We start from the raw sequence: 23574 nt of genomic DNA, 5'->3' as shown, positions 1-23574 counted from the left end.
GGCGGGTGGTCAGCGGAAGGCGTCGGCGTGCGCGCGCGCCCAGTCGGCGAAGGTACGCGGCGGCCGGCCGACCAGCCGCTCGACGGTGTCGCTGACCGTGTACGCGGCCGGCGGCGGGTTGCCCTGCCAGGACGCGAGCAGGTCGATCAGCTCCTCGTCGTAGCCGGCCTGCCGCCACCGGGCGCGGGCCTGCTCCTCGGTCAGCTCGACGAACCGCACCTCCCGGCCGATGGCCGCGGCGACGGCGGCCACCCGCTGCCGCGGGGTGAGGGCCTGCGGGCCGGTGAGCGGGTAGGACCGGCCCGCGTGCCCGTCGCCGGTGAGCACCTCCGCGGCGACCGCCCCGACGTCGGCCTCGTCGACCACCGCGCTGCGGACGTCGGCGAACGGCTCGCGTACCTCGCCGGCCGCACGGATCGACTCCGCCCAGCCGAGGGCGTTGCTCATGAAGTCCACCGGCTGGAGGATCGTCCACTCCAGGCTCCCCGCCCGGACCGCCTCCTCGACCGGGCCGTCCTGGCCGTTCCAGAGCACGGCCAGCCGCCGCACGCCGGCGCGCTCCGCCAGGGCGACGATCTCCGGCCCGGTGCGCAACGTCGCGTAGTCGTCACCAGCGGTGGTCAACAGGTGGACGCCGGTGACACCCTCGAACGCCGCCGGCAGCGTGGCCGGGTCGGTGAGGTCGCCGGCCACCACCTCGACCCCGTCCGGCAGCCCGGTCGCCCGGGCCGGATCCCTGGTCAGGGCGCGTACCGGCACCCCGCGCGCCACCAGTTCGGCCACCACCCGCCGGCCGGCCCGGCCCGTCGCGCCGGTCACCAGATACGTCATGGCACCTCCTCGATCGCCTGTCCCGACGCTAGGACCTGAAGCCGACTTCAGGTCAACCCGCGGATCGCGGTGAACGGGGCAGCGCTCCCACGCCGTACCAGGCGTCGTAGGTGACACCGACGACGGGAGAGACAACGGTGAGGGTGCAGCGGAAGCACATGCTGGCGGCGGGGGTGGCGGTGGTCGCCACGGCGGTGGTGGCGGTCGGCACCGGGCTCGGGTTCGCGGACAGCGCGCCGGCGCGCGCCTCGGTGTGCCAGGGCTCGGTGACCTTCTCGGCCGAGGGTGGCGCGCCGGCGGCGACCAGCGACCGGTTCCCGGTGGGCACCCGGCTGCGGGTGACCAACCTGGACAACAACCGGTCGGCGACCGTCACCGTGACCGGCCCGTCCGGCAGTTGCGTGCTGCTCAACGCGGCCGCCATGGAACTGGTCCGGGAACCCGGCAAGAACGTGATCCGCCGCAACGTGGTGGAACGCCTGGACGGCGGGGGCGCGACGCAGCCCGGCGGTGGCCAGCCCGGCTCCGGCGCCGCCCAGCCGGGCGGTGGAGCGGCGCAGCCGGGCGGCGGTCAGCCCGGTGCCGCCTCCGCGTGCCCGGGTTCGGTCACCTTCTCGGCCGAGGGTGGCGCCCCGGCGGCGACCAGCGGCCGGTTCCCGGTGGGCACCCGGCTGCGGGTGACCAACCTGGACAACAACCGGTCGACCACGGTGACGGTGACCGGCCCGTCCGGCAGTTGCGTGCTGCTCAACGCGGCCGCCATGGACCAGGTGCGCGAGCCGGGGAAGAACGTGATCCGGCGCAACGTGGTCGAGGTGCTCCGCTGACCGGCCGGGCGGCCCCACGGAGCTGATCGGGCGGCTCCGCCGGCTCGCCCGGCAGCCGGAGGGCCCCTCGGGTGCGGCGAGGGGCCCTCCGGCGTACGGCGGGGCCGACGGCTGTCTGCCGCGGGCCCCGGGCCGGACCCGCCGGGCTCAGCCGGGGAAGGCCGCGTCCAGGATGTCCAGGCCCCGGCGCAGTTCGGCGGCGGAGATCACCAGCGGGGGCAGGAAGCGCAGCACGTTGCCGTACGTGCCGCAGGTCAGGGTGAGCAGGCCGGCCGCGTGACAGGCCGCCGAGACCGCCGCCGTGGTGACCGGATCGGGGGTGAGCGTGCCGGGCTGGACGATCTCCACGGCGAGCATCGCGCCCCGGCCACGTACCTCGGCGACCACCCCGGTGCGCTCGGCGATGGCCTGCAGCCGGGGCACCATGGTCGCCTCGATCCGCCGCGCGGCGCCGGCCAGGTCCAGCTCGTGCATGGTCTCGATGCTGGCCAGGGCGGCGGCGCAGGCGATCGGGTTGCCGCCGTAGGTGCCGCCGAGGCCGCCGACGTGCACCGCGTCCATCAGCCCGGCCCGGCCGGTCACCGCGGCCAGCGGCAGCCCGCCGGCGATGCCCTTGGCCAGGGTGACCAGGTCCGGCTCGATTCCCTCGTGCTGGCAGGCGAACCAGTCACCGGTGCGGCAGAACCCGGTCTGGATCTCGTCGGCCACGAAGACCACCCCGGCGGCGGTCGCCCACTCGCGCAGCGCCGGCAGGAACCCCGGCGCCGGCACGACGAACCCGCCCTCGCCCTGGATCGGCTCGATCAGCAGCGCGGCGACGTTCTCCGCGCCGACCTGCTTCTCCACCAGCTCGATCGCCCGCGCGGCGGCCTCCGCGCCCGGCAGGCCACCGTCGCGCAGCGGGTACGACATCGGCACCCGGTAGATCTCCCCGGCGAACGGCCCGAACCGGTGCTTGTACGGCATGTTCTTCGCGGTCAGCGCCATGGTCAGGTTGGTCCGGCCGTGGTACGCGTGGTCGAAGACCACCACCGCCGGCCGCCCGGTGGCGTGCCGGGCGATCTTCACCGCGTTCTCCACCGCCTCGGCGCCGGAGTTGAACAGCGCCGAGCGCTTCTCGAACCCGCCCGGGGTGAGCGCGTTGAGCTGCTCGCAGACCGCCACGTACGACTCGTACGGCGCCACCATGAAGCAGGTGTGGGTGAAGCGCTCGACCTGCGCCCGTACCGCCTCGACCACCCGCGGGGCGGAGTTGCCGACGTTGGTCACCGCGATGCCGGCGGCGAAGTCGATCCACTCCCGCCCGTCGACGTCGGTGAGCTTACCGCCGCTCGCGCGGTCCACGTAGGACGGGATGACGCTGCCGACGCCCCGGGCGACCGCCGCCCCGCGCCGCTTGTGCAGCTCCTCGCTCGACGCCACGGGTCAGCCCTCGATGTTGTGCATGACGTGCTTGATCCGGGTGTAGTCCTCCAGGCTGTAGACCGAGAGGTCCTTGCCGTGCCCGGAGTGCTTGAAGCCGCCGTGCGGCATCTCGGAGATGAACGGGATGTGCGTGTTGACCCAGACGCAGCCGAAGTCGAGCCGGCGGGTCATCCGCATCGCCCGGCCGTGGTCCCGGGTCCAGACCGAGGCGGACAGGCCGTACTCGACGCCGTTGGCCCAGCGCACCGCCTCGTCCTCGTCGGTGAACCGCTGCACGGTGATGACCGGCCCGAACACCTCGTCCTGGATGATCTCGTCCTGCTGGCGCAGGCCGGAGACCACGGTCGGGGCGTAGAAGTAGCCGCGCTCGCCGAGCGGCGAGCCGCCGGTCTCGACGTTCGCGTGGTCCGGTAGCCGGTCCACGAAGCCACGGACCCGGGCCAGCTGGTTGGCGTTGTTCAGCGGGCCGTAGAGCACGTCCTCGTCGTCCGGGGCGCCGGTCCTGGTGTTGCGGGCCTGCTCGGTGAGGGCCGCGACGAAGTCGTCGTGGATGCCGGGGCCGGCGAGCACCCGGGTCGCCGCCGTGCAGTCCTGCCCGGCGTTGAAGTAGCCGCCGACCGCGATCGCCTCGGCCGCCGCCGCCACGTCGGCGTCGTCGAAGAGCACCACCGGCGCCTTGCCGCCCAGCTCCAGGTGGGTCCGCTTGAGGTCCGGCGCGGCCGCGGCGGCCACCTCCATGCCCGCCCGGGTCGAGCCGGTGATCGACACCAGCTGCGGGGTCGGGTGCGAGACGAGGGTACGACCGGTGTCCCGGTCGCCGCAGACCACGTTGAACACCCCCGGCGGGAAGAACTCGGCGGCGATCTCGGCCAGCAGCAGCGTGGACACCGGGGTGGTGTCGGACGGCTTGAGCACCACCGTGTTGCCGGCGGCCAGCGCCGGGGCGATCTTCCAGACCGCCATCATCAGCGGATAGTTCCAGGGCGTCACCTGGGCGCAGACGCCGATCGGCTCGCGCCGCACGTACGAGGTGTGGCCGGCCAGGTACTCGCCGGCCGAGCGCCCCTCCAGCAGCCGGGCCGCGCCGGCGAAGAACCGGAACTCGTCCACCGCCGGCGGCAGCTCCTCGTCGGCGGTGAGCTGGCGCGGCTTGCCGGTGTTGCGCACCTCCGCGTCGACCAGTTCGGCCGCCCGGGCCTCGACCGCGTCGGCGAGCTTGAGCAACGCCTTCTGCCGTTCCGCCGGGGTGGCGTCCCGCCAGCCCTCGAACGCGTCGGCGGCGGCCTTCATCGCCGCGTCCACGTCGGCGGCTCCGGAGACCGGGGCCTGCGCGAAGACCTCACCGGTGCAGGGGTCGATCAGGTCGGCGTAGCCGCCGTCCACCGGCTCGACGTACTCGCCGTTGACGAAGTTGCGCAGCTTCTGCTGGTCACTCATGACTCGATCTCTCCGAAGGGGGGCCGGGGGTGCGGGTCTGCGGCGGTAATCGCAGTCTGTGTGCCATCTTCGCTACTGAATTCGCGGCAGACAAGGGTTAACGCGACTGTTTCCGTCGGCAGGTTGGTCGTCTAGGCTGCTCAGCGTGGAGCCCGTTGCCTTCTATGTCGCCGGCCGTCCCGCCCACGGCGAGGGCGAGCTGACCGTGCACCACCCGTACGACGGGCGGGCTGTCGGTCGTACCACCCAGGCCACGCCCGACCAGGTCGAGGCCGCCGTCGCGGCGGCGGCCGAGGTGGCCGCGGCGGCCGCGGCCCTGCCCGCGCACGCCCGCGCGGCGGCCCTGGACCACGTCTCCCGGCGGCTCGCCGAGCGGGCCGACGAGGTGGCCCGGCTGATCACCGCCGAGAACGGCAAGCCGCTGAAGTGGGCCCGGGCCGAGGTGGGGCGGGCGGTCTCCACGTTCCGCTGGGCCGCCGAGGAGGCCCGGCGGTTCTCCGGCGAGCTGCAACGGCTCGACACCGACCCCGCCGCCACCGGGCGGATCGCCCTGGTGCGGCGGGTGCCGAAGGGCCCGGTGCTCGGCATCGCGCCGTTCAACTTCCCGCTCAACCTGGTCGCGCACAAGGTCGCGCCGGCCATCGCGGTGGGCGCGCCGATCGTCGTGAAGCCGGCCCCGGCCACCCCGCTGTCGGCCCTGCTGCTCGGCGAGCTGCTCGCCGAGACCGAGCTGCCGGCCGGGATGTTCTCGGTGCTGCCGCTGCCCAACGAGCGGGCCGCCGAACTCGTCGCCGACCCGCGGCTGCCGGTGGTGTCGTTCACCGGCTCCGGGCCGGTCGGCGCGGCGATCCGCCGGTCGGTGCCCGACAAGCACGTCACCCTGGAACTGGGCGGCAACGCCGCCACGGTGATCTGCGAGGACTGGAACAGCGACGAGGATCTGACCTTCGCGGCGCACCGGATCGCCACCTTCGCCAACTACCAGGCCGGGCAGTCGTGCATCGCCGTGCAGCGGGTCTACGTGCACGAGTGGCTCTACGACGGTTTCCTGCCCCGGCTGCTCGCCGCGGTGCAGGAGTTGCGCACCGGCGACCCGTCCGACGAGCTGACCGACGTCGGGCCGCTGGTGTCCGAGGACGCCGCGCGCCGGGTCGAGGCGTGGGTGGACGAGGCGGTCGCGGCGGGCGCCACCATCGAGGTGGGCGGCCGGCGCGAGGGGGCGACCTACCCGCCGACCGTGCTGTCCGGGGTGCCGGCGGACGCCAAGGTCAGCGCCGAGGAGGTGTTCGGGCCGGTGCTGGTGGTCGCCCGGGTCGAGCACGACGAGGCCGCGTTCGCCGCGGTCAACGACTCGGCGTACGGGTTGCAGGCCGGCGTCTTCACGCACAGCCTCCAGACGGCCTTCCGTGCCGCCCGGACGCTGGAGGTGGGCGGGGTGATCGTCGGCGACGTGCCGTCGTACCGGGCCGACCAGATGCCGTACGGCGGGGTGAAGGGCAGCGGCGTCGGGCGCGAGGGGCTGCGCAGCGCGATGGAGGACTACACCGAGCCGCGGGTCATGGTGCTGACCGGGGTGACCCTCTAGCTCACCAGGTGCCGTCCTCGCGGACCCGGGCCGGGGCGCGCCCGAGCAGCAGGGTGGTCAGCGCCGCGTCGATGTCGGCGCCGAGGAACCACTCACCGGCCTGGTCGAGCGCGAAGATCCGGCCGTGCTCGTCGACGGCGATGATGCTGTCCTGCCGCTCGGTGCCGATCGGGAAGAGCCGCGCGCCGAGCACGGCGGCGAAGTCGGCCAGCGTGTCGGCGGTGTGCGCGACCTGGCGCGGGCGGATGTCGAACCGGGAGATCCACACCTGTTCGCCCGGACCGCGCCGCGCGCCGACCAGGCTGGGGAACTCGGTGAGGGTCGAGGTGGCGGCCGGGAAGGCGGCGTGGCGGTGGGCCCGGCCGCGCACCGCGCTGACGTCCCGGACGGCCGAGGCGGCGACGATCATGTCGCCCTCGTGCGGGCGCCAGCCGGCCGCCACGAGAGCCTGCGCGACGTCGGGTGGAAAGCGACCCGGTTCCGGATCCGGCTGCGGCTCGGGACGCCACGGCACGGTGTAGCCCCGCTCGGACCAGGGCAGGACGTTGAACTCGACCAGCGCGTCCACGCAGGAGTCGCAGGGACGGTCGGCGGGGCCGCCGTGCGGGTCGCCCGGCTCCCGCACCCGGAACACCTCGAACCGGGCCGAGCGCAGCAGATCCCGCGCCTCGGCCGTGCCCATCGGGGCGATGCCCTCGGCGGCCCGGCGGTGGTCGTACTCGTGCAGCACGTCGGAGACGACGACGAGTTCGGCGTGCCGGTCGGCGCCGCGGACCAGATGACCGGGCGGTAGGCCGTCCAGGTAGCGCCGGACCAGCGGGTGGTGGTGGAGCGTGAGGTCGCCCTTGGCGCCCCGGGCGGTGAAGATCCGGCCGTCGATCGTCAGGTGCGCGGCCGTGTCCGGGGTGGGGATCCGGCGGATCTCGCGGCGCAGCCGGCCGGCCGGGTCGACGGTGCGCGGGGCGGCCGGCCCGGTCGCCCGGCTGCGCCGGTACATCTCCGCCACCGCCGGCACCGGCACCCGGGGCCAGGTGCTGATCTCGCCGGTCTCCTTGTCGACCACGGTGGTCGGCAGGTCGCCCGGCACGGTGCGCGCCGCCAGCGCCACTGTGGACGTGATGACGTAGCCGAGGTCGAACTCGTCGACCGTCGGGGTGCACTCGTATCCCAGTCGCTGTGAGTCGCGACGCGCCCACACCGCGGCGAGCTGCTCGGCCTGATGACGGTCGATCACCCCTGCGAACCTACCGGACAACGAGATTCCGTGGCAGCCGGTATGGTTCGCCCTACTGACGGTGACGGGGAGGCCGGCGTTGGCAGAGAGCGTGGACCGCGACGCCAACCGTGCGCTGCGGGCGCGGTTCGACGAGGTGTACGGGCAGTACCGACGGCTGCGGTCCGGTCTGGACGAGCTGCAGGCCAAGCTCGCCGAGCTGCGGATCACCCGGCACTCCGACGACGGCCAGGTCACCGCGACCGTCGGCGCCCGGGGCGAGCTGATCGCGGTGGAGCTGAGTCCGGCGGTCTACCGGGACCGGGACGCGGCCGGGCTGGGCCGTAAGATCACCGAGACCGTGCACCGGGCCAGCACGGCGGCCGTGGCCGCCACCCAGGAACTGGTGGCCGGCTACCTGCCCGCCGGTTCCGGGTCGCTCGACTTCGTGCGTACCGGTGACTTCGGGGCGCTGCTCGGCCGGGCCGACGCCGCGCTGCGCGGGGAGCGGTGATGGCCGGCCAGCTCTGGCTCGACCCGCAGCGGGCCCGGCGCGGCGGCGCCGACCTGACCCACGCGGGCGAGGCGGTGACCGCGCGCCGCGAGCGGCTCGGTGGGGCGATCGCGGCGGCCAGCGCGCAGCGGCCCTGGGGCCGGGACGACCTCGGGGCCGCGTTCGAGCAGCGGTACCGCGGGTTCGAGGAGACGGTGCTGCGCGCCTGGGCGGGTGTCGGGCGCCAGCTGACCGGGCTGGGTGCCGACGTGGTCGGTTCGGTCGAGGCCAACCTGGCGGCCGACGCGGCCGCCGCCGGCCGGCTGGACCGGCCGCACCAGCGCTGATCCCCTCCTGGAGAGCCGGATGAGTCTGTTACCGAGTCCCGTCCCGCACCCGCTCGACTACTCGCCCTGGGAGCTGCCCGGTTGGGTCTACGAGGCCCTGGACTGGGTGGTCGGGGTGGAGTGGCCGGAGGGGAACGAGCGGGCGGTCTGGGACCTGGCCGACCAGTGGTACGCGGTGGCCGCCGCCCTCGCCGGGCCGCGGGCCGACGCGGTCGCCGCCGCGACCGAGGTGCGCGACGGCTACGGCGGCGTCGGTGCCGTCGCGGCCGCGTTCGACACCGCCTGGCGCCGGGTGGCCGAGGGGGACGACGCCCCGCTGCCGGTGCTGCTGGCGATCAGCGCCGACCTGGGCCGCCTGGTGGAGGAGTGCGGCTGCGACATCGAGGCCGCCAAGCTCGAGGTCTGGATCGAGCTGGGCATCCTGGTGGTCGAGCTGCTCACGCTGGCCGTCGCCACCGTGCTCACCGCCGGTGCGGCATCGCCGGCCGCCGGGGCGGCGATCACCGCCAGCCGGCTGATCGTGCAGCGGATCTTCCAGCGGCTGATGGGTCAGCTGGCCCGCAAGTCGCTGCGGCAGGGGCTCCAGGAGGCCGGCGAACGGGCCGCCAAGGAGGTCGCCCGGGACGGCGCCCGAGGGCTGGCCCGGCGCGCCGCGCTCGGCGGGCTGGCCGAGGCGGGGGAGGAGTCGGGGGTCAACCTCGCCACCCAGGCGTACCAGAACACGACCGGCCGCCGGCACGGCCTGGATGTCGCCGACCTGGGCACCTCGGCGGTCGGCGGCCTGGCCGGCGGGGCGGTGGCGCCGCTGGCCGGGCTGGGCCGGCATGCCAGCGGGCCCGCGGCGCGGGTCGGCGAGCACCTGACCCGGGAGATGGCCGGTGAGGTGCTGGCCGAGCAGGCCGCCAGCCTGGCCACCGGCCAGGGCCTCACGTCGGTCGAGGACGCCGCGCGCGCCGCCGTCTCGGGGGCGCGCGGCTCGGTCACCGGGCAGGCGGACGCGGCGCTGCGGAGCCGGCTGGACGGGCAGTTGAGCGCGCTGGCCGGGGCGGCGGGAAGCCTGCCCACCCCTGCCGCCCGGCTCGACGCGGAGCCCTCGGCGCCTCCGGTGCCCGCGCTCCCGGCGGAGGGGGTGGTTCCGGCGCAGCGGAGCGGGTCGGGGGTCGAGACGGTGTCGTCCCCGGCGCCGGCGGCCGATCTCGCTCGCTCCGCCGACCAGAGCCCTTCGGCTGCCGACGCGGGCGGTGCCGCGCCGGCTACGTCGGCGTCCGGTGGGGCCGGCGCTTCCGTGGCGGACGGCGCTCGCTTCGCCGGCAGCCCGACCGTGGACGGTGCTCCGTCCCAGGCCGGTCCGGCCCTGTCGGCGGCCGCGCCGGCCCAGCCGGCGGCCGGGGCGCTGACCGGTGGTTCGGTGGCGTCGGGTGCGGACGCGGGGGGCGGCGCCGGCCTGCCGGCGACGGGCGGTCCGGCGTCGACCATGCCCGGTAGCGGGTCGAGCGGCGTGGCGACCGCTGGGCCGGTGTCCGCCGCGGCGGGCGTGACTGCCGCCGGGAGCGGGTTGAGCGGCGTGGCGACGACCGGTCCGTCTCCTGCTGAGGGTGCGACCACGGCAGGTGGCGGGGCGAGTCGCGCGGCGGCGACCGGTCCGGTGTCTCCTGCGGCGGGCATGCCCACCGCCGGCAGCGGGTCGATTGGCGTGGCGGCGACCGGTCCGGTGTCCGGTGCGGCGGGCGTGCCTACGGCGGGCAGTGGGTCGAGCGGCGGGGCAGCGAACGGTCCGGTGTCCGCGGCGGCGAGCGTTACCACGGTGGGCGGCGGGGCGACGGCGCGGCCGGCGCCACCGGCGGCGGGTGTGCCCACGCCCGGCGGCGAGGCGCATCGGTCCCTGCCGCCGAGCGCCGGGGCCGTCACCCTCCCGACGCCGGCGGCCGGCGGCACCATCGACCCGGGACCGCCGGCACCGACCACCCGGTTCCCCCTGCTCGCCGCGCTCGCTCCGGTGCGACCACCGACGCACGCCGGCCCCACCGCGCCGGAGCACGGCGGTCCGCCCCGGCCGGGCCCTGCCGACCGGCGGGCCGAACGGTGGACCATCGACCGGGAGGCGTTCGAGCGGCGCCGGTACCGGGGCTACTACGAGTCCCAACGGGCCTGGTTCGAGGAGAAGCGCCGGCTGGACGAGGCGGCGCGACTGCGGGGCCGGGCGGAGGAACACCACCAGCGGGCGCGGGACTACACCATCCAGGCCCGCCGGCTGGACCACGCGGGCCAGCCGTACCTGGCCGACAGGTGGCAGCGCTACGCCGACGACGAGACCCGGGCGTACGGGGAGTGCCTGGACCTCGCGGACGAGGTGCTGGCCGGCACCGCCGTACCGTCGGTGGTGGGCGTGCACGACCCGCTGGACTTCCGTCGGATCAACGACGACGTGGGCGATCTCGCCGTCGGGGCGGTCGAGACGGCCGACCGGTCGGCCGTCACCGGCGACGACGACCCACCGCCGATCGACCGGTCCCGCCACTACGGCCGCCCGGGCGGGCTGCGCCCGCCGTTGGCGTTGCACCAGACCGACGTCGAGCGGCGGATGCCCCGTGAGCCGGACGGCAGCGTCACCCGCACCGCCGATCCGCGGCGGGGCGACTGGTTCCGGCTGCTGAACGACGGCGGACCGGCCGCCGACCCGACCCGCGGCATCAACTGCCTCGACTGCACCCTGTCCCTCTTCGACACCTGGGTGCACGGGCGGCCCCGGGTGTCGGCTCCCCGTACCTTCGACGCCTACCAGGACGGCGACGTCACCCGCCCGCTGGACGGTGAACGCGACGGCGTCGGGCGGATCGAGGACGTCACCGGCGGTCGCTTCCAGCGGCTGTGCCAGCCCGGCAGCGCGATGACGGCCGGCGAGCGGCGGCACGCCATGGAGACCGGCTACCGGAACCTCCACGACCAGCTGATCCTCGGCGGCCACGGCAGCTTCGCCTTCGTCATCAACAGCTGGGAACAGGGCGGATCCCACATCTGGGTGGCCCTCAACCAGCACGGGACGGTGCTCTACCTCGACCCGCAGACCGGCCGGATCGGCGACCAGCCGCTGTACCGGCACTCGGGCGCCCCGCAACCGCGTAACGCGGTGGACGCCGACGTCCTCGTCCTCGGCCCGGACGGCCGGCCGATGCCGATGGCCGGGTTGCGCCGGGGACGGTTCAGCGCCCGGCCCGACCTGCCGCAATACCCGCTGGCCGTGGACGACGAGGGGTACGGCGAGCCGTACGTCAACCGCATGCACCTGCTGGACGGCCCCGGCTCCGCCGTGCCCACCGGCCCTGACGCCATCGGGCCTGGCGATGGCGAACCAGGCGGGACGGATGGCGATCGGCCCGGCCGGCTGCGGGAGGAGCGCGAGCGGGCGCGGGGTCACCGGTTGTCCGCAGGGACGCCGGTCAGCGCGGTGATCGCGGAGAGCCGGGTGCTCGACCAGGTCTTCGCCGCCGGGGTCACCCCCTACGAGTTGGCCGTGGAGGTGGACCAGCCGACGCTGCGCCGGCTCACACCGGATCTGGACGAGGCAGCGGCGGACGACCTCGTACGCCTCTTCGCCGACCCACGGGTCCGGGACATGCTGGACCGCGCCTGGCGCGAGCCGCCCCGCGGCGAGCCGATGCTCGCCGAGACGCTGGTCCGGCAACTGGTCGAGCGGCCCGACCTGGTGCGGATGGTGCTGGCGACGCCGGAGCTGTCGGCCTCGTTGACGGCGCGGCCGCTGACCCTGCATCACCTCGCCAGCCACCAGCAGGCAATCGACGTCCTCGGCGACACGTTGCGCGAGATTTCGTGCCGTGGGGCGGAGGCGGTCGCCGCGGACGGGACACCCAAGCCGCAGCCGACCCTGCTGACGGCCGAGCAACGACACGTCAGCGTGGACCTGCGGGCGCGTGAACAAGCGGCCCTCCAGCCGAACTTTGATGGGTCTCGGCGGAACGACGAGGAATACCGGCTGGGCTACGTCAGGGTGCTCTACGCGCAGGCTGAGGTTGCTCAGCGCGAGCTGAACCGGGTCGCTCTGCGGTTGGCGGGCGGGCGGGGTACGGCTGGTTGGAGAAGAGCACCGAAGGACCACCGCCGGGTGCTCGACAAGCTCGTCGAGTACGAGAACGACGCCTCACGGCTGAAGGACCTGGCGGCCGCAAAGGTGCAGTTTCAACGGCTCGATGACCTCTATGACGCGCTCCGGGAGTTGGGACGCGACCCGGATGTCGTGGTCATCGGCATCGAGGACCGCTTCCTCGACCCGGTGAGAAGTGGATACCGCGATGTGTTACTGAGATTGCGCATGTCCAACGGGCACGTCGCGGAACTCCGGCTGCACCTCGACCGGCTGGATCGGGTGGCCGAGTGGGAGCATGCTCTGTACAAGATCAGGCGGGATCTCGAAGCGCTCGCCGAGATTCACGATCGCCCGCTCACCGCGCGTGAACGGGCGATCAGGGATGGCCTGCTCCGACGGGAGCAGGAGGCCTTCTGGCGCGCGCTGGGTGACGAGGGAAGCGAGGCATCGGGACGGTGAGTCGACCGAAGGGACTCGTGCTTCCTGCCTTCTTCAGCTATTACGACTCACCAGTGAAGCTGGTGGAGACGGCGGACGGTGGCATTGCTGCCTGGCGCCTGTCGAAGGACAGCGGCGGTTGGAAGCCAGCCAATGAACTCATCGACAAACTGCTCTTCATCGAAGACGACGAGGTCAACAGGCTGACTCGCAACGAGTTCATTCAGCGGACGGAGCATGACCGCGGGTACTACCTGCGCGGCGACGGTCCGATCTTCGCGCTGTACGAGACCGTGAGGGCGATCACCGACGCTCAGGCGAGCGAGCGGCGCTATCCCACGCCAGAGGAGATTGCCTTGGTTGCCGGCATCCGGCGCCGGACCTTCGTGATGTTCGAGGAGCAGCTCCAGCGGGCTGGCGACCCGGGTGCCGATCCGTCCCTGGCCAGCGAGGGCTAGTTCCCGCCGAAACCGTTGCGGTGCCGGCCGGGTCGGCGCGCTCGGGGCTGTTCACCGAGCCGACGCGAGTGGCGGGAACGGGGATTCGCCGCGGGCGTCGCGGCGGACCTGATCGGGCTGGCGTACCTCGCGGCGCAGGACGACTCGGAAGAGCCGGAGGGGTAACGAGGCGGCGGAGACTGGCGAAGCAGCGAGGGGGAGGGTCTCGCGGACGGGCACGCGGACCGGACCGGGCCGCCGTGTCCGGTTGACCGTCCTCGCCGGGCGTCCGGCTGCCGGGCCGGAATACGCTCAGGCGATGGCGCAGAAGGACGAGCGGCCGACCCCAGCAGAGCCACCACGACCGGACGGACCGTCAGCGCTGGCGGACTCGCCGAGGCCGGCCGGACCACCGGACCCGGTCGAACCGCCGCGGCCGGACGGGCCGCCGCCAACGGACGGGCCGCCGGATCCGACCGAGCCGTCCCGGCCTGACGGCCCGCCGACGCTCGCCGGGCCGCGGACGCAGGACGGGCCGTCGAAGTCGGAGGGTTCGTCGGCGCAGGGCGGGTCGAATTTCTGGGCCTGGCTGGTCGGGATGATGCTCGGCTTGGTGATCGGCCTGCTGACGCTGGGCGGCGCCGGCGGTGTCGCGTTCGGCATCGCCATCGGGATCGCCTTCGCGCTCGCGCTCGGCGCCACCTCCCGCAACCGCGGCGACGAGCAGGAGCCGGACAAGACCCCATGACGGGCCGCCAGGGTAGTGACCGACACGAGATCCCGGATGTGGCGGTGTCCAGACGGTCGGGATACCGCAATATCCGGGAACCGGAGTGGATCACCCCGCCGGCCCCGCCGCCCGCGCCGGCCCCGCCGCCCGCGCCGGCCCCGCCGCCCGCGCCGGCCCCGCAGGCCGCGCCGGCCCCGCAGGCCGCGCCGACCCCGCAGGCCGCGCCGACCCCGCAGGCCGCGCCGACTCCGTCGCCGGCCGGGCCGACTCCGCAGGCCGTGCCAGCTCCACCGCCGGCCGGGCCGACCCCGCCGACCGCGCCCGGCGCGCCGGGCGGGGTCAGCGTGCCGGGGAGTGTGGCGGAGGCGGTGGCCGTACAGGATCGGCTGCGGACGCTGGTGGATCTGGTCGGGCCGGGGCCCGCCGCGCCCGCGACGGTGGCCGGCCTCGACGTCGCGTACGCCGAGAGCGGCGACCGGCTCGCGGCGGCCGTCACGGTGCTGGACGCCCGGACCCTGGCCGTGGTGGAGAGCGCGGTCGTCGTCGGCCGGCCGGCGTTCGGGTACGTGCCGGGGCTGTTCGCCTTCCGCGAGTTGCCTGCCCTGCTCGACGCGCTGGACCGGCTGGCCACCCGCCCGGAACTGCTGGTCTGCGACGGGCACGGGCTGGCCCACCCGCGACGGTTCGGGCTGGCCTGCCACCTGGGCGTGGTGACCGGGCTGCCGGCGATCGGGGTGGGCAAGACGCCGCTGGTCGGCGAGTGGACGCCGCCGGCTGACGTCCGGGGTGCCTGGTCGCCGCTGCACGACGGCGGCGAGGTGGTCGGGCGGGTGCTGCGGACCCGGACCGGGGTGAAGCCGGTCTTCGTCAGTGTCGGCCACCGGATGAGTCTCGACAATGCCACCGCCCGGGTGTTGGCCCTGACCCCGCGCTTCCGGCTGCCGGAGACCACCCGGACCGCCGACCGGCTCTGCCGCGAGGCCCTGGCCGCCGCGTCGCCGTGACGTCCCGCCCCAGCGGCCAGGACCGCGACCTGCCCCGCCGGCGTCGACAGTGAGCGCCGGCAGGGCCGCCGCGACCTGGGCTTCGGTGTCGCAGTTGGTGGGTAATACGGCACACATCTGGGGCGCTCTATGACCAGGGGCTGTCCGGCCCTGGTAGTAGCCTGACCGACGGTCCCCCGCTCCCGGGGGAGGAACGGCGAGGTGATCATGGCGGTGCGTCGGCACGCGGTGCGGGTGGTGACGGTCGGCGCGTTGCTGGGCGGCCTGGTGGCGCTCGGCGGGTCGCCGGCGCTGGCCGACGACGACCAGGTCCGGGTGCGCTCCGCGGGCAGCTTCACCGCCGGTGGTTCGGCCGAGGGCGTCTCGATGGAGGTACGCCGGCGCAAGGACGGCTGTGTGCTGCTGCGTACCGCGCTCGGGCTGCGCCTCGCCGGTGTCCGGGCCGACCAGGTGCGCGTGCAGGTCGGCTACAACGGCCAGTGGTTCCCGGTGCCGCTGGGCGGCGGCGCGGGCAGCGTGGCCAGCACGACCACCTCGCCGCCGAACCCGCGGCTGTGCAAGGGCAAGAGCATCACCGTGCGCTACCGGGTGGCGTTCACCGCCGCAGCGCCGAGCGGCCGGCTCACGGTCACCGCCGAGGCGACCAATGCCATGGGCCAACTGCTGGGCCGTGGTTCGGCCGCCTCCCGGGTGGTCGGCGGTCGCGCCACCGCGTCGCCGACGCCGTCGAAGAAGCCGTCGCCCACCCCGAGCGCGGTGGCCGCCGAGGAGAACGTCGAGGACGTCACGCCCGTGGCCGCGCTCGCCAATCCGGCCGGCAACACCTCGAACGCGGCCGAGGGGTCGTCGGGCTTCGGCTCCGTGGTGATGTTCTTCGGCATCGCCATGGTGGCCGTCGGGATCCTGCTCATCGTGCTGCTGTTCCGCCGCTCCCGCGCCGACAAGGAACAGGTCGACGCCGTGCCGCCGGTCCCGCTGCCGGGCAACCCCGGCGGCACCACCTACCGCTCCGCGCAGGGCCCGGCCGCCGCCCCGGTCCGACCCGGCCAGGTGTACGGCCAGCAGCCGCCGGCCCCCGGCGCGGTGTACGGCGGCCCGTCCGCCCCGCGTCCCACCGGCGGCGTCTACGGCGCACGGCCGACCCCCGAGGCGACCCAGGTGATGCCCGGCCGGCACGCCGCCCCCACTCCGCCGGTCCCCGGTTCGCCCGCCGCCCCCTTCGGCTCGCCAGCCGCGCCGGTCTCCGGTTCGCCCGCCCCGCCCTCTGGCTCGCCCGCCGCGCACTCCGGACCGCCGACGGAGCGCTGGGCGCCGGCCTCGCCGGTCTCCGGTTCTCCGGCGGACGGCTGGGCGCCGGCCGCGCCGGTCTCCGGTTCTCCGGCGGACGGCCGGGCGCCGACCTCGCCGGTCTCCGGTCCGCCGACGGAGCGCTGGGCGCCGACCTCGCCGGTCTCCGGTCCGCCGAGCCGGCCGGTCTCGCCGCCGGCCGAGCCGTGGGCCGGCCGGGCGGAGCAGCCCGCGCCCCGGCAGCCCGGAGCGTCGCCGGCCGAGCCGACCTCCGCGCCTCCCGGGCAGCCCGGCACCCCGCCCGAGGCCGAGGGCGGGGGCGACCACACCGTCTTCATGCCCCGGCTACCCAGCTGAGCCGGGCGGCGCGGTGACCCTCCGATACGCTCAGGCCGTCGATGACGAGCGGCCGAGGAGTGGAACCGGTGTCTGATCTGTCCCAGATCGTGAAGGCTTACGACGTCCGTGGGACGGTGCCTGACCAGTGGGACGAGCGTGTCGCCGAGGCGCTCGGGGCGGCCTTCACCCAGGTGCTCAACGGCTCCGGTGAGCCGGGCGAGGCCGTCCTCATCGCGCACGACATGCGCGCCACCGGGCCCGGCCTGGCCGCCGCCTTCGCCGCCGGCGTACGCGCCGAGGGGCGCACGGTCATCGAGTTGGGGCTCTCCTCCACCGACATGCTCTACTACGCCTCCGGCTCGCTGAACCTGCCGGGCGCGATGTTCACCGCCAGCCACAACCCGGCCCAGTACAACGGCATCAAGATGTGCCGTTCCGGCGCCCGCCCGATCGGGCAGGACAGCGGGCTGGCCGAGATCCGCGACCGGGCGCAGGCCCGGCTCGACAAGGGTGAGTCCGCTCCGGCCGGCGAGCCGGCCGCCCCGGCCGAGCGGCGCGACCTGCTTCCGGACTACGCGGCGTACCTGCGCAAGTTGGTCGACCTCTCCGGTATCCGGCCGCTGAAGGTGGTCGTCGACGCCGGCAACGGGATGGGCGGTTACACAGTCCCGACGGTGCTCGGCGACGCCGCCCTGCCGGCGCTGCCGCTGGAGATCGTGCCGCTCTACTTCGAACTCGACGGCACCTTCCCCAACCACGAGGCCAACCCGCTCGACCCGGCCAACCTGGTCGACCTCCAGCGGGCGGTGGTCGAGCACGGCGCGGAGATCGGGCTCGCCTTCGACGGTGACGCCGACCGCTGCTTCGTGGTGGACGAGCGCGGCGAGCCGGTCTCGCCCTCGGCGATCACCGCCCTGGTCGCGGCCCGCGAGCTGGCCAAGCACCCCGGCGCCACGGTGATCCACAATCTGATCACCTCCAGCGCGGTGCCGGAGATCATCCGCGAGCACGGCGGTGAGCCGGTGGTGGCCCGGGTCGGCCACTCGTTCATTAAGGCCGAGATGGCCCGCACCAACGCCATCTTCGGCGGCGAGCACTCGGCGCACTACTACTTCCGGGACTTCTGGTTCGCCGACACCGGCATGCTGGCCGCCATGCACACGCTCGCCGCGCTCGGCGAGCAGTCGCAGCCGCTCTCCGTGCTGGCCAGCGAGTACGAGCGGTACGTCGCCTCGGGTGAGATCAACTCCACGGTGTCCGACCAGGCGGCGAAGGTCGCCGAGGTGCGGGCCGCGTACCCGGACGCGGAGGCCGACGAACTGGACGGGCTCACCCTGCGCTTCCCGGACGGCGCCTGGTTCAACCTGCGTGCCTCCAACACCGAGCCGCTGCTGCGGCTGAACGTCGAGGCCCCCACCACGGAGCGGATGATCGCCCTCCGTGACGAGGTGCTCGACCGGGTTCGCCGATAAGATCGCCTGCGCCGGTCGGCACCGCCGTCCGGTCATGCCGCACACGTGGAAGGAGCCGCGCCGTGGCCCTGGACCCGCAGTTGCTGGAAATCCTCGCCTGCCCGGACACGCACCACGCCCCGCTCGACTACGACGCGCAGGCGCAGACGCTGACCTGCACCGAGTGCGGCCGGATCTTCGAGGTCCGCGACGACGTGCCGGTGCTGCTGCTGGACGAGGCGCGCCGCCCCACGGAGCAGTCGTGATCGACGGTACGGCCGGGGTCAGCGGCCAGCGCGACGCCGACGAGGCACTGCTCGACGACCCGGAGACGCTCGCCGAGCGCGACCCGGGCGGCATGCTGCGGCACACCGCGTCCGCCGGGGCGCAGGTCCGCGAGTCCGCGGCCCTGGCCGCCGAGGCGAACCTCCAGGTACTCGCCGACGAGGGGCGGCCCCGGGCGGTGGTGATCGCCGGCATCGGCACCGCCGGTCGTACCGGTGACGTGCTCGCCACGGTCGCCGGGCCGCGCTGCCCGGTGCCGGTCATCCCGCACCGCAGCGCCGGCGTGCCCGGTTGGGTGGGCGCCGCCGACGTGGTGATCGCGGTCAGCGCCTCCGGTCGCAGCCCCGAGGCGCTCGGCGCCGCCGAGGCCGCGCACCGCCGGGGCGCCCGGCTGGTCGCCGTCGGCGCGCCGGACTCGCAGTTGCAGTCGGTGGCCGAGCGGGCCCGCGCCCCGTTCATCCCGGTGCCGCGCCGCGCGCCGGCCCGGGCCAGCCTCTGGGCGCTCACCGTGCCGGTCCTGCTGGCCGCCCGTACGCTCGGCCTGGTCAAGGTCAACGAGGCGGACCTGGCGGAGACCGCGGCCCGGTTGGACGCGGACGCCGACCGGTGCCGGCCCACCGCGGAGTCCTTCGTCAACCCGGCGAAGTCCCTCGCGCTCGGCCTGGCCGGCTCGATCCCGATCGTGTGGGGGTCGTCGCCGCTGGCCACCGTCGCGGCCCGCCGGTTCGGTGACACGCTCTCCGCCAACGCCCGCTACCCGGTGGTCAGCGGGGCCCTCGGCGAGGCCGGCCGGGGTCGGGTCGGCCTGCTCGACGGCGTCTTCGGCGGGCTGGTCGAGGGGGCGCGGGACATCTTCGCCGACCCGGACGAGAGCGCTGGCGATGCCACCCGGCTGCGGCTGGTGCTGCTGCGCGACGGCGGTCTCAACCCCGAGGACGACGCCGACGAGCCGCTCGCCGTCGAGGAGCGCCGCGCGGAGGCGGTGCAGACTCTCGCCGAGCGGCGCGGGGTGCGCTGCGACGTGGTGACCGCCGAGGGCGGATCGGCGCTGGAGCGGCTCGCGTCGCTGATCGCGGTGCCCGACTTCGCCTCGATCTACCTCGCCCTCGCGCACGGACTGGACCCGATGGCGGTGCCCGCCATCACCGAGATGAAGGAGCTGGCAAACCAGTGAGCGAACGCAGTGAGCGAGCCATCCGGCTCAGCAGCGTGGCGCCGCGCGCCGCCGCGCAGCGGAGCGGAGCGGCGGCGTGAGCGCCAACGGTGGGACGAAGGCGATCGTCGCCGCCCTGCTGGCCAACGTCGGCATCGCGATCACCAAGTTCATCGCGTTCCTGCTGACCGCCTCGTCGTCGATGCTGGCCGAGTCGATCCACTCGGTCGCCGACTCCGGCAACCAGGCGCTGCTGCTGCTCGGCGGGCGGCGGGCCAAGCGGGCCGCCACCCCGCAGCACCCGTTCGGCTACGGCCGGGAGCGCTACATCTACGCGTTCATCGTGTCCATCGTGCTGTTCAGCGTCGGTGGCCTCTTCGCGCTCTACGAGGCGTGGCACAAGTGGTCGGACCCGCACCCGATCGAGGAGTGGCAGTGGGTTCCGGTGACCGTGCTGGTGGTCGCGATCATCATGGAGTCGTTCTCGTTCCGTACCGCCATCAAGGAGTCCAACCACGTCCGGGGCAACCAGTCCTGGGTGCACTTCGTCCGCCGGGCCAAGGCCCCGGAACTGCCGGTCGTGCTGCTGGAGGACCTCGGCGCGCTGGTCGGTCTGATCTTCGCGCTCTTCGGCGTCACCATGACGCTGATCACCCACAACGGCGAGTGGGACGCGATCGGCACCGCGATGATCGGCATCCTGCTGGTCGTGATCGCGATCGTGCTGGCCATCGAGACCAAGAGCCTGCTGCTCGGTGAGGGCGCCGAGGCGCACGACGTCGCCGCTATCGAGAAGGCGATCACCGACGGTCCCGAGGTCGAGCGGATCATCCACATGAAGACGCTCTACCTGGGCCCGGAGGAACTGATGGTCGCCGCGAAGATCGGCGTGCCGGCGTGCGACAACGCCGAGGAACTGGCCCGGGGCATCAACGTCGTGGAGAACCGGATCCGTGCCGCCGTGCCGATCGCCCGGGTCATCTACCTCGAGCCGGACATCTACAGCGCCGCCGCCGCGCAGGCGGGCACCGGCGCGGTGGCGCACACCGCCGTGCCCCAGCCGGAGACCGAGCCGGACGAGGCCGCCGGGCGGCCCGGAAGCTGACCGTGGAACCGCTGTACGGGCCGATCAAGGACTACGCCTGGGGCTCCCGCTCGGCGCTCGCCGAGCTCCAGGGGCGCCCGGCGCCCGCCGACGGCCCCGAGGCCGAGCTGTGGCTGGGCGCCCACCCGGGCGCCCCGGCCACTGTCGACCGCGACGGCGCCCGGGTCAGCCTGGCCGAGCTGCTGCGCGCCGAGCCGGGGCACTGGCTCGGCGCGCGGGTGGTCGACCGGTTCGGCGCCCGGTTGCCGTTCCTGCTCAAGGTGCTCGCGGCCGACGCGCCGCTGAGCCTGCAGGCGCACCCGGACGCCGCGCAGGCCCGCGCCGGCCACGCCGCCGACGCGCTCCGCACCGACGGGCACCGCAACTACGTGGACCCGTACCACAAGCCGGAGCTGCTGGTCGCGCTCTCGCCGTTCGAGGCGCTCTGCGGCTTCCGGGACCCGGTGGTGTCGGCCGCCGCGCTGGCCGCGTTCGGCGTACGTGAGCTGGAGCCGGTGGTGGCCGCGCTGCGCACCGGGCCGGCGGGCCTGCGCGACGCGGTGGAGCTGCTGCTCACCTGGCCGCGCGCGGAGTGCGACGAGCTGCTGGCGGCCGTACGGGGCTCCGGGATCACCGGGCCGGACGCGGAGCTGGCCCGTGACCTGGCCACCGCCTACCCGGGCGATCCCGGCGCGCTGGTCGCGCTGCTGCTCAACCGGGTGCGGCTGGCGCCGGGCGAGGGGATCTGGATGCCGGCCGGCAACCTGCACGCCTACCTGCGCGGCACCGGCGTGGAGATCATGGCGGCCAGTGACAACGTGCTGCGCGGCGGCTTGACGCCCAAGCACGTGGACGTGCCCGAGCTGCTCCGGGTGCTGCGGTTCGAGGTGCTGGCCGACCCGGTGGTCACGCCGCGGGTGGTGGCACCGGGGGTGGTGTGCTGGCCGGTCCCGGTGGACGACTTCGCGCTGCACCGGGTGACCGTGGACCAGGAGGTGCCCGAGGTGACGCTGACGCTGACCGGGCCCCGGGTGGTGCTCTGCTGCGGTGGCGAACTGGTGGTGGACGACGGCTCGGGCGCGGTGAAGCTGGAGCCGGGCCGGGCCGCTGTCGGGTCCGCTGCCGGCGGGCCGCTGGTGGTCACCGGCGCGGGCCACGCGTACGTGGCGACCGCCGGTCAGCGCTGAGCGGTCCGCCCGCTCCGCCGAATGCCGGCTGGCGGTTGCCGGCGGCGAACAGCGCTGCGGCAAGTCCGACTTTCCCGAAATAGCTTGACGCGGTGCTCGCCCAGTGTGACTCTATGAGTGCGCAGCGTTATCGCGACGACGGTCCGAGAACGCGCGGGGGAACCAAACCGGGGGGATGCACGGGGCGGCCGGCGAGTGGACGGAAAGTCCGTCCATGACCGACCGCCCCGTGCGCTGTCCACCGGCGTCCCCGTCGGGCCCACCCCGACCGCCCCTGGCCGCTGTCCGCCGGCCGCCCCCTGCGCCGTCCACCGACGCGCGTAAGGTGGGGGGTCGCGCAGGACAACGTTCGACAGGAGCTTTCATGACCAGCACCCTCCCGGCGTCCGCCAGCGGCACGCCGTCCGAGGCCCGGCCGCGCACCCTCGCCGAGGGCGACTACAAGGTGGCGGATCTGTCGCTCGCCGAGTTCGGGCGCAAGGAGATTCGCCTCGCCGAGCATGAGATGCCGGGTCTGATGGCGATTCGTCGTGAGTTCGCCGAGGCGCAGCCGCTGGCCGGGGCCCGGATCACCGGCTCGCTGCACATGACCATTCAGACCGCCGTCCTGATCGAGACCCTGGTCGCGTTGGGTGCGCAGGTGCGGTGGGCGTCGTGCAACATCTTCTCCACCCAGGATCACGCGGCCGCGGCGATCGTGGTCGGCCCGGACGGCACGCCGGAGGCGCCGGCGGGTGTGCCGGTGTACGCCTGGAAGGGCGAAAGCCTGGAGGAGTACTGGTGGTGCACCGAGCAGGTGTTGACCTGGCCGGACGGTCAGGGCCCGAACATGATCCTGGACGATGGTGGTGACGCCACGCTGCTGGTGCACAAGGGCGCGGAGTACGAGAAGGCGGGTGTGGTGCCGCCGGTGGAGTCCGCCGATTCGGAGGAGTTCGCGGTCATCCTCGGCCTGCTGCACCGGTCGCTGGCCGAGGACGGTCAGCGGTGGACCCGCATCGCCTCCGGGATCAAGGGCGTGACGGAGGAGACCACCACCGGTGTGCACCGGCTGTACGAGATGCACCGCACCGGGACGCTGTTGTTCCCGGCGATCAACGTGAACGACTCGGTGACGAAGAGCAAGTTCGACAACAAGTATGGTTGCCGGCACTCGTTGATCGACGGGATCAACCGGGCCACCGATGTGCTGATCGGTGGGAAGATGGCCGTGGTGATGGGCTACGGCGACGTGGGTAAGGGCTGCGCGGAGTCGTTGCGGGGTCAGGGTGCGCGGGTGGTGGTGACCGAGGTCGACCCGATCTGCGCGTTGCAGGCGGCGATGGACGGCTACCAGGTCGCGACGTTGGATGACGTGGTGGAGCAGGCGGACATCTTCATCACCGCGACCGGCTGTTTCAACGTGATCACCAACGAGCACATGGCGCGGATGAAGCACCAGGCGATCGTGGGCAACATCGGTCACTTCGACAACGAGATCGACATGGCCGGGCTGGCCAAGCGTTCGGACGTGACCCGGGAGAACATCAAGCCGCAGGTCGACCTGTGGCGCTTCGACGACGGGCACGCGATCATTGTCTTGTCCGAGGGTCGGCTGCTGAACCTGGGCAACGCCACCGGGCATCCCAGCTTCGTGATGTCCAACTCGTTCGCCAACCAGACCATCGCCCAGATCGAGTTGTACACCAAGACCGACGAGTACCCGATCGGCGTGTACGTGCTGCCCAAGCACCTCGACGAGAAGGTCGCCCGCCTGCACCTGGACGCCCTCGGCGCCAAACTCACCCAACTCACCAAGGAACAGGCCGCCTACCTCGGCGTCTCGGTGGAGGGCCCGTTCAAGCCGGAGCACTACCGCTACTGATCCGACGCACTCGGCGACCGGGCCGGCCGCACCCGCGGCCGGCCCGGTCCGTCGT

Annotated in this window: 19 protein-coding genes; 15 read left to right on the top strand and 4 right to left on the bottom strand. The window is 74.2% G+C overall.

The genetic code is table 11. The features are described 5' to 3' along the window. Positions 1-9: 9 nt before the first annotated feature. A complete protein-coding gene (locus tag Q3W71_RS05205) occupies positions 10-831 on the bottom strand; it encodes an NAD(P)H-binding protein (protein ID WP_302918121.1) in 822 nt (273 codons plus the stop codon). A 137-nt stretch (positions 832-968) separates the two neighbouring features. On the opposite strand from Q3W71_RS05205, the gene Q3W71_RS05200 reads away from it, so the two are divergent. Further along, the gene (locus tag Q3W71_RS05200; protein ID WP_302918120.1) at positions 969-1658 is read left to right on the top strand and encodes a hypothetical protein; all 690 of its coding nucleotides are present in this window, start codon (positions 969-971) and stop codon (positions 1656-1658) included. A gap of 147 nt (positions 1659-1805) precedes the next feature. Here Q3W71_RS05200 and gabT read toward each other — a convergent pair whose 3' ends face one another. Both gabT and Q3W71_RS05190 read right to left on the bottom strand, forming a co-directional pair. After that, positions 1806-3080, bottom strand: a complete 1275-nt coding sequence (gene gabT, locus Q3W71_RS05195; protein ID WP_302918119.1) for a 4-aminobutyrate--2-oxoglutarate transaminase — start codon at positions 3078-3080, stop codon at positions 1806-1808. Between the two features lie 3 nt (positions 3081-3083). Further along, positions 3084-4520 carry a gamma-aminobutyraldehyde dehydrogenase gene (locus tag Q3W71_RS05190; RefSeq protein ID WP_302918118.1) on the bottom strand — a complete coding sequence of 479 codons (1437 nt, stop codon included), beginning with the start codon at positions 4518-4520 and terminating at the stop codon, positions 3084-3086. Between the two features lie 145 nt (positions 4521-4665). Here Q3W71_RS05190 and Q3W71_RS05185 point away from each other — a divergent pair, with 145 nt between their 5' ends. Beyond that, entirely contained in the window at positions 4666-6105 is a 1440-nt protein-coding gene (locus Q3W71_RS05185) for an aldehyde dehydrogenase family protein (protein WP_302918117.1), read from the top strand. A gap of 1 nt (position 6106) precedes the next feature. Here the strand turns inward: Q3W71_RS05185 and Q3W71_RS05180 are convergent, their stop codons facing one another. Beyond that, a complete protein-coding gene (locus tag Q3W71_RS05180) occupies positions 6107-7339 on the bottom strand; it encodes an SUKH-3 domain-containing protein (protein WP_302918116.1) in 1233 nt (410 codons plus the stop codon). A 79-nt stretch (positions 7340-7418) separates the two neighbouring features. Here Q3W71_RS05180 and Q3W71_RS05175 point away from each other — a divergent pair, with 79 nt between their 5' ends. From Q3W71_RS05175 to ahcY, 13 genes are all read left to right on the top strand, one after another. After that, entirely contained in the window at positions 7419-7832 is a 414-nt protein-coding gene (locus Q3W71_RS05175; protein ID WP_302918115.1) for a YbaB/EbfC family nucleoid-associated protein, read from the top strand. After that, entirely contained in the window at positions 7832-8158 is a 327-nt protein-coding gene (locus Q3W71_RS05170; RefSeq protein WP_302918114.1) for a hypothetical protein, read from the top strand. The genes Q3W71_RS05175 and Q3W71_RS05170 overlap by 1 nt, the downstream gene beginning before the upstream one ends. Positions 8159-8177: 19 nt before the next feature. Next, positions 8178-12719, top strand: coding sequence for a toxin glutamine deamidase domain-containing protein (locus tag Q3W71_RS05165; RefSeq protein WP_302918113.1), 4542 nt, complete (start codon positions 8178-8180; stop codon positions 12717-12719). Positions 12720-12772: 53 nt separating this feature from the next. Continuing rightward, the gene (locus Q3W71_RS05160) at positions 12773-13156 is read left to right on the top strand and encodes a hypothetical protein (protein ID WP_302918112.1); all 384 of its coding nucleotides are present in this window, start codon (positions 12773-12775) and stop codon (positions 13154-13156) included. Positions 13157-13403: 247 nt separating this feature from the next. After that, on the top strand, positions 13404-13883 hold the full coding sequence (locus Q3W71_RS05155; protein WP_302918111.1) for a hypothetical protein: 480 nt from the start codon (positions 13404-13406) through the stop codon (positions 13881-13883). Between the two features lie 326 nt (positions 13884-14209). Beyond that, positions 14210-14869, top strand: coding sequence for a deoxyribonuclease V (gene nfi, locus Q3W71_RS05150; RefSeq protein WP_302918724.1), 660 nt, complete (start codon positions 14210-14212; stop codon positions 14867-14869). A 201-nt stretch (positions 14870-15070) separates the two neighbouring features. Continuing rightward, positions 15071-16513: a hypothetical protein gene (locus Q3W71_RS05145; protein ID WP_302918110.1), complete on the top strand. Its 1443-nt coding sequence runs from the start codon at positions 15071-15073 to the stop codon at positions 16511-16513. Between the two features lie 68 nt (positions 16514-16581). After that, entirely contained in the window at positions 16582-17967 is a 1386-nt protein-coding gene (locus Q3W71_RS05140; protein WP_302918109.1) for a phosphomannomutase/phosphoglucomutase, read from the top strand. 62 nt (positions 17968-18029) lie between these two features. Next, positions 18030-18212 carry a Trm112 family protein gene (locus tag Q3W71_RS05135; RefSeq protein WP_302918108.1) on the top strand — a complete coding sequence of 61 codons (183 nt, stop codon included), beginning with the start codon at positions 18030-18032 and terminating at the stop codon, positions 18210-18212. Beyond that, positions 18209-19405 (top strand): SIS domain-containing protein, encoded by a 1197-nt coding sequence (locus Q3W71_RS05130; RefSeq protein ID WP_302918107.1) that lies wholly within the window; start codon positions 18209-18211, stop codon positions 19403-19405. Before Q3W71_RS05135 ends, Q3W71_RS05130 begins: the two co-directional genes overlap by 4 nt. Positions 19406-19481: 76 nt before the next feature. Further along, the gene (locus tag Q3W71_RS05125; protein ID WP_302918106.1) at positions 19482-20489 is read left to right on the top strand and encodes a cation diffusion facilitator family transporter; all 1008 of its coding nucleotides are present in this window, start codon (positions 19482-19484) and stop codon (positions 20487-20489) included. 2 nt (positions 20490-20491) lie between these two features. Then, positions 20492-21655 (top strand): mannose-6-phosphate isomerase, class I, encoded by a 1164-nt coding sequence (gene manA / locus Q3W71_RS05120; RefSeq protein WP_302918105.1) that lies wholly within the window; start codon positions 20492-20494, stop codon positions 21653-21655. A 364-nt stretch (positions 21656-22019) separates the two neighbouring features. Beyond that, entirely contained in the window at positions 22020-23519 is a 1500-nt protein-coding gene (gene ahcY, locus Q3W71_RS05115; protein WP_302918104.1) for an adenosylhomocysteinase, read from the top strand. The last annotated feature ends 55 nt before the right edge of the window (positions 23520-23574 follow it).

Origin of the sequence: Micromonospora sp. C28SCA-DRY-2 (assembly GCF_030519475.1) — a bacterium.
Lineage (GTDB): Bacteria > Actinomycetota > Actinomycetes > Mycobacteriales > Micromonosporaceae > Micromonospora.
Note: the sequence above shows the minus strand (reverse complement) of the source record. Positions and strands in the feature narration are given on the sequence as shown.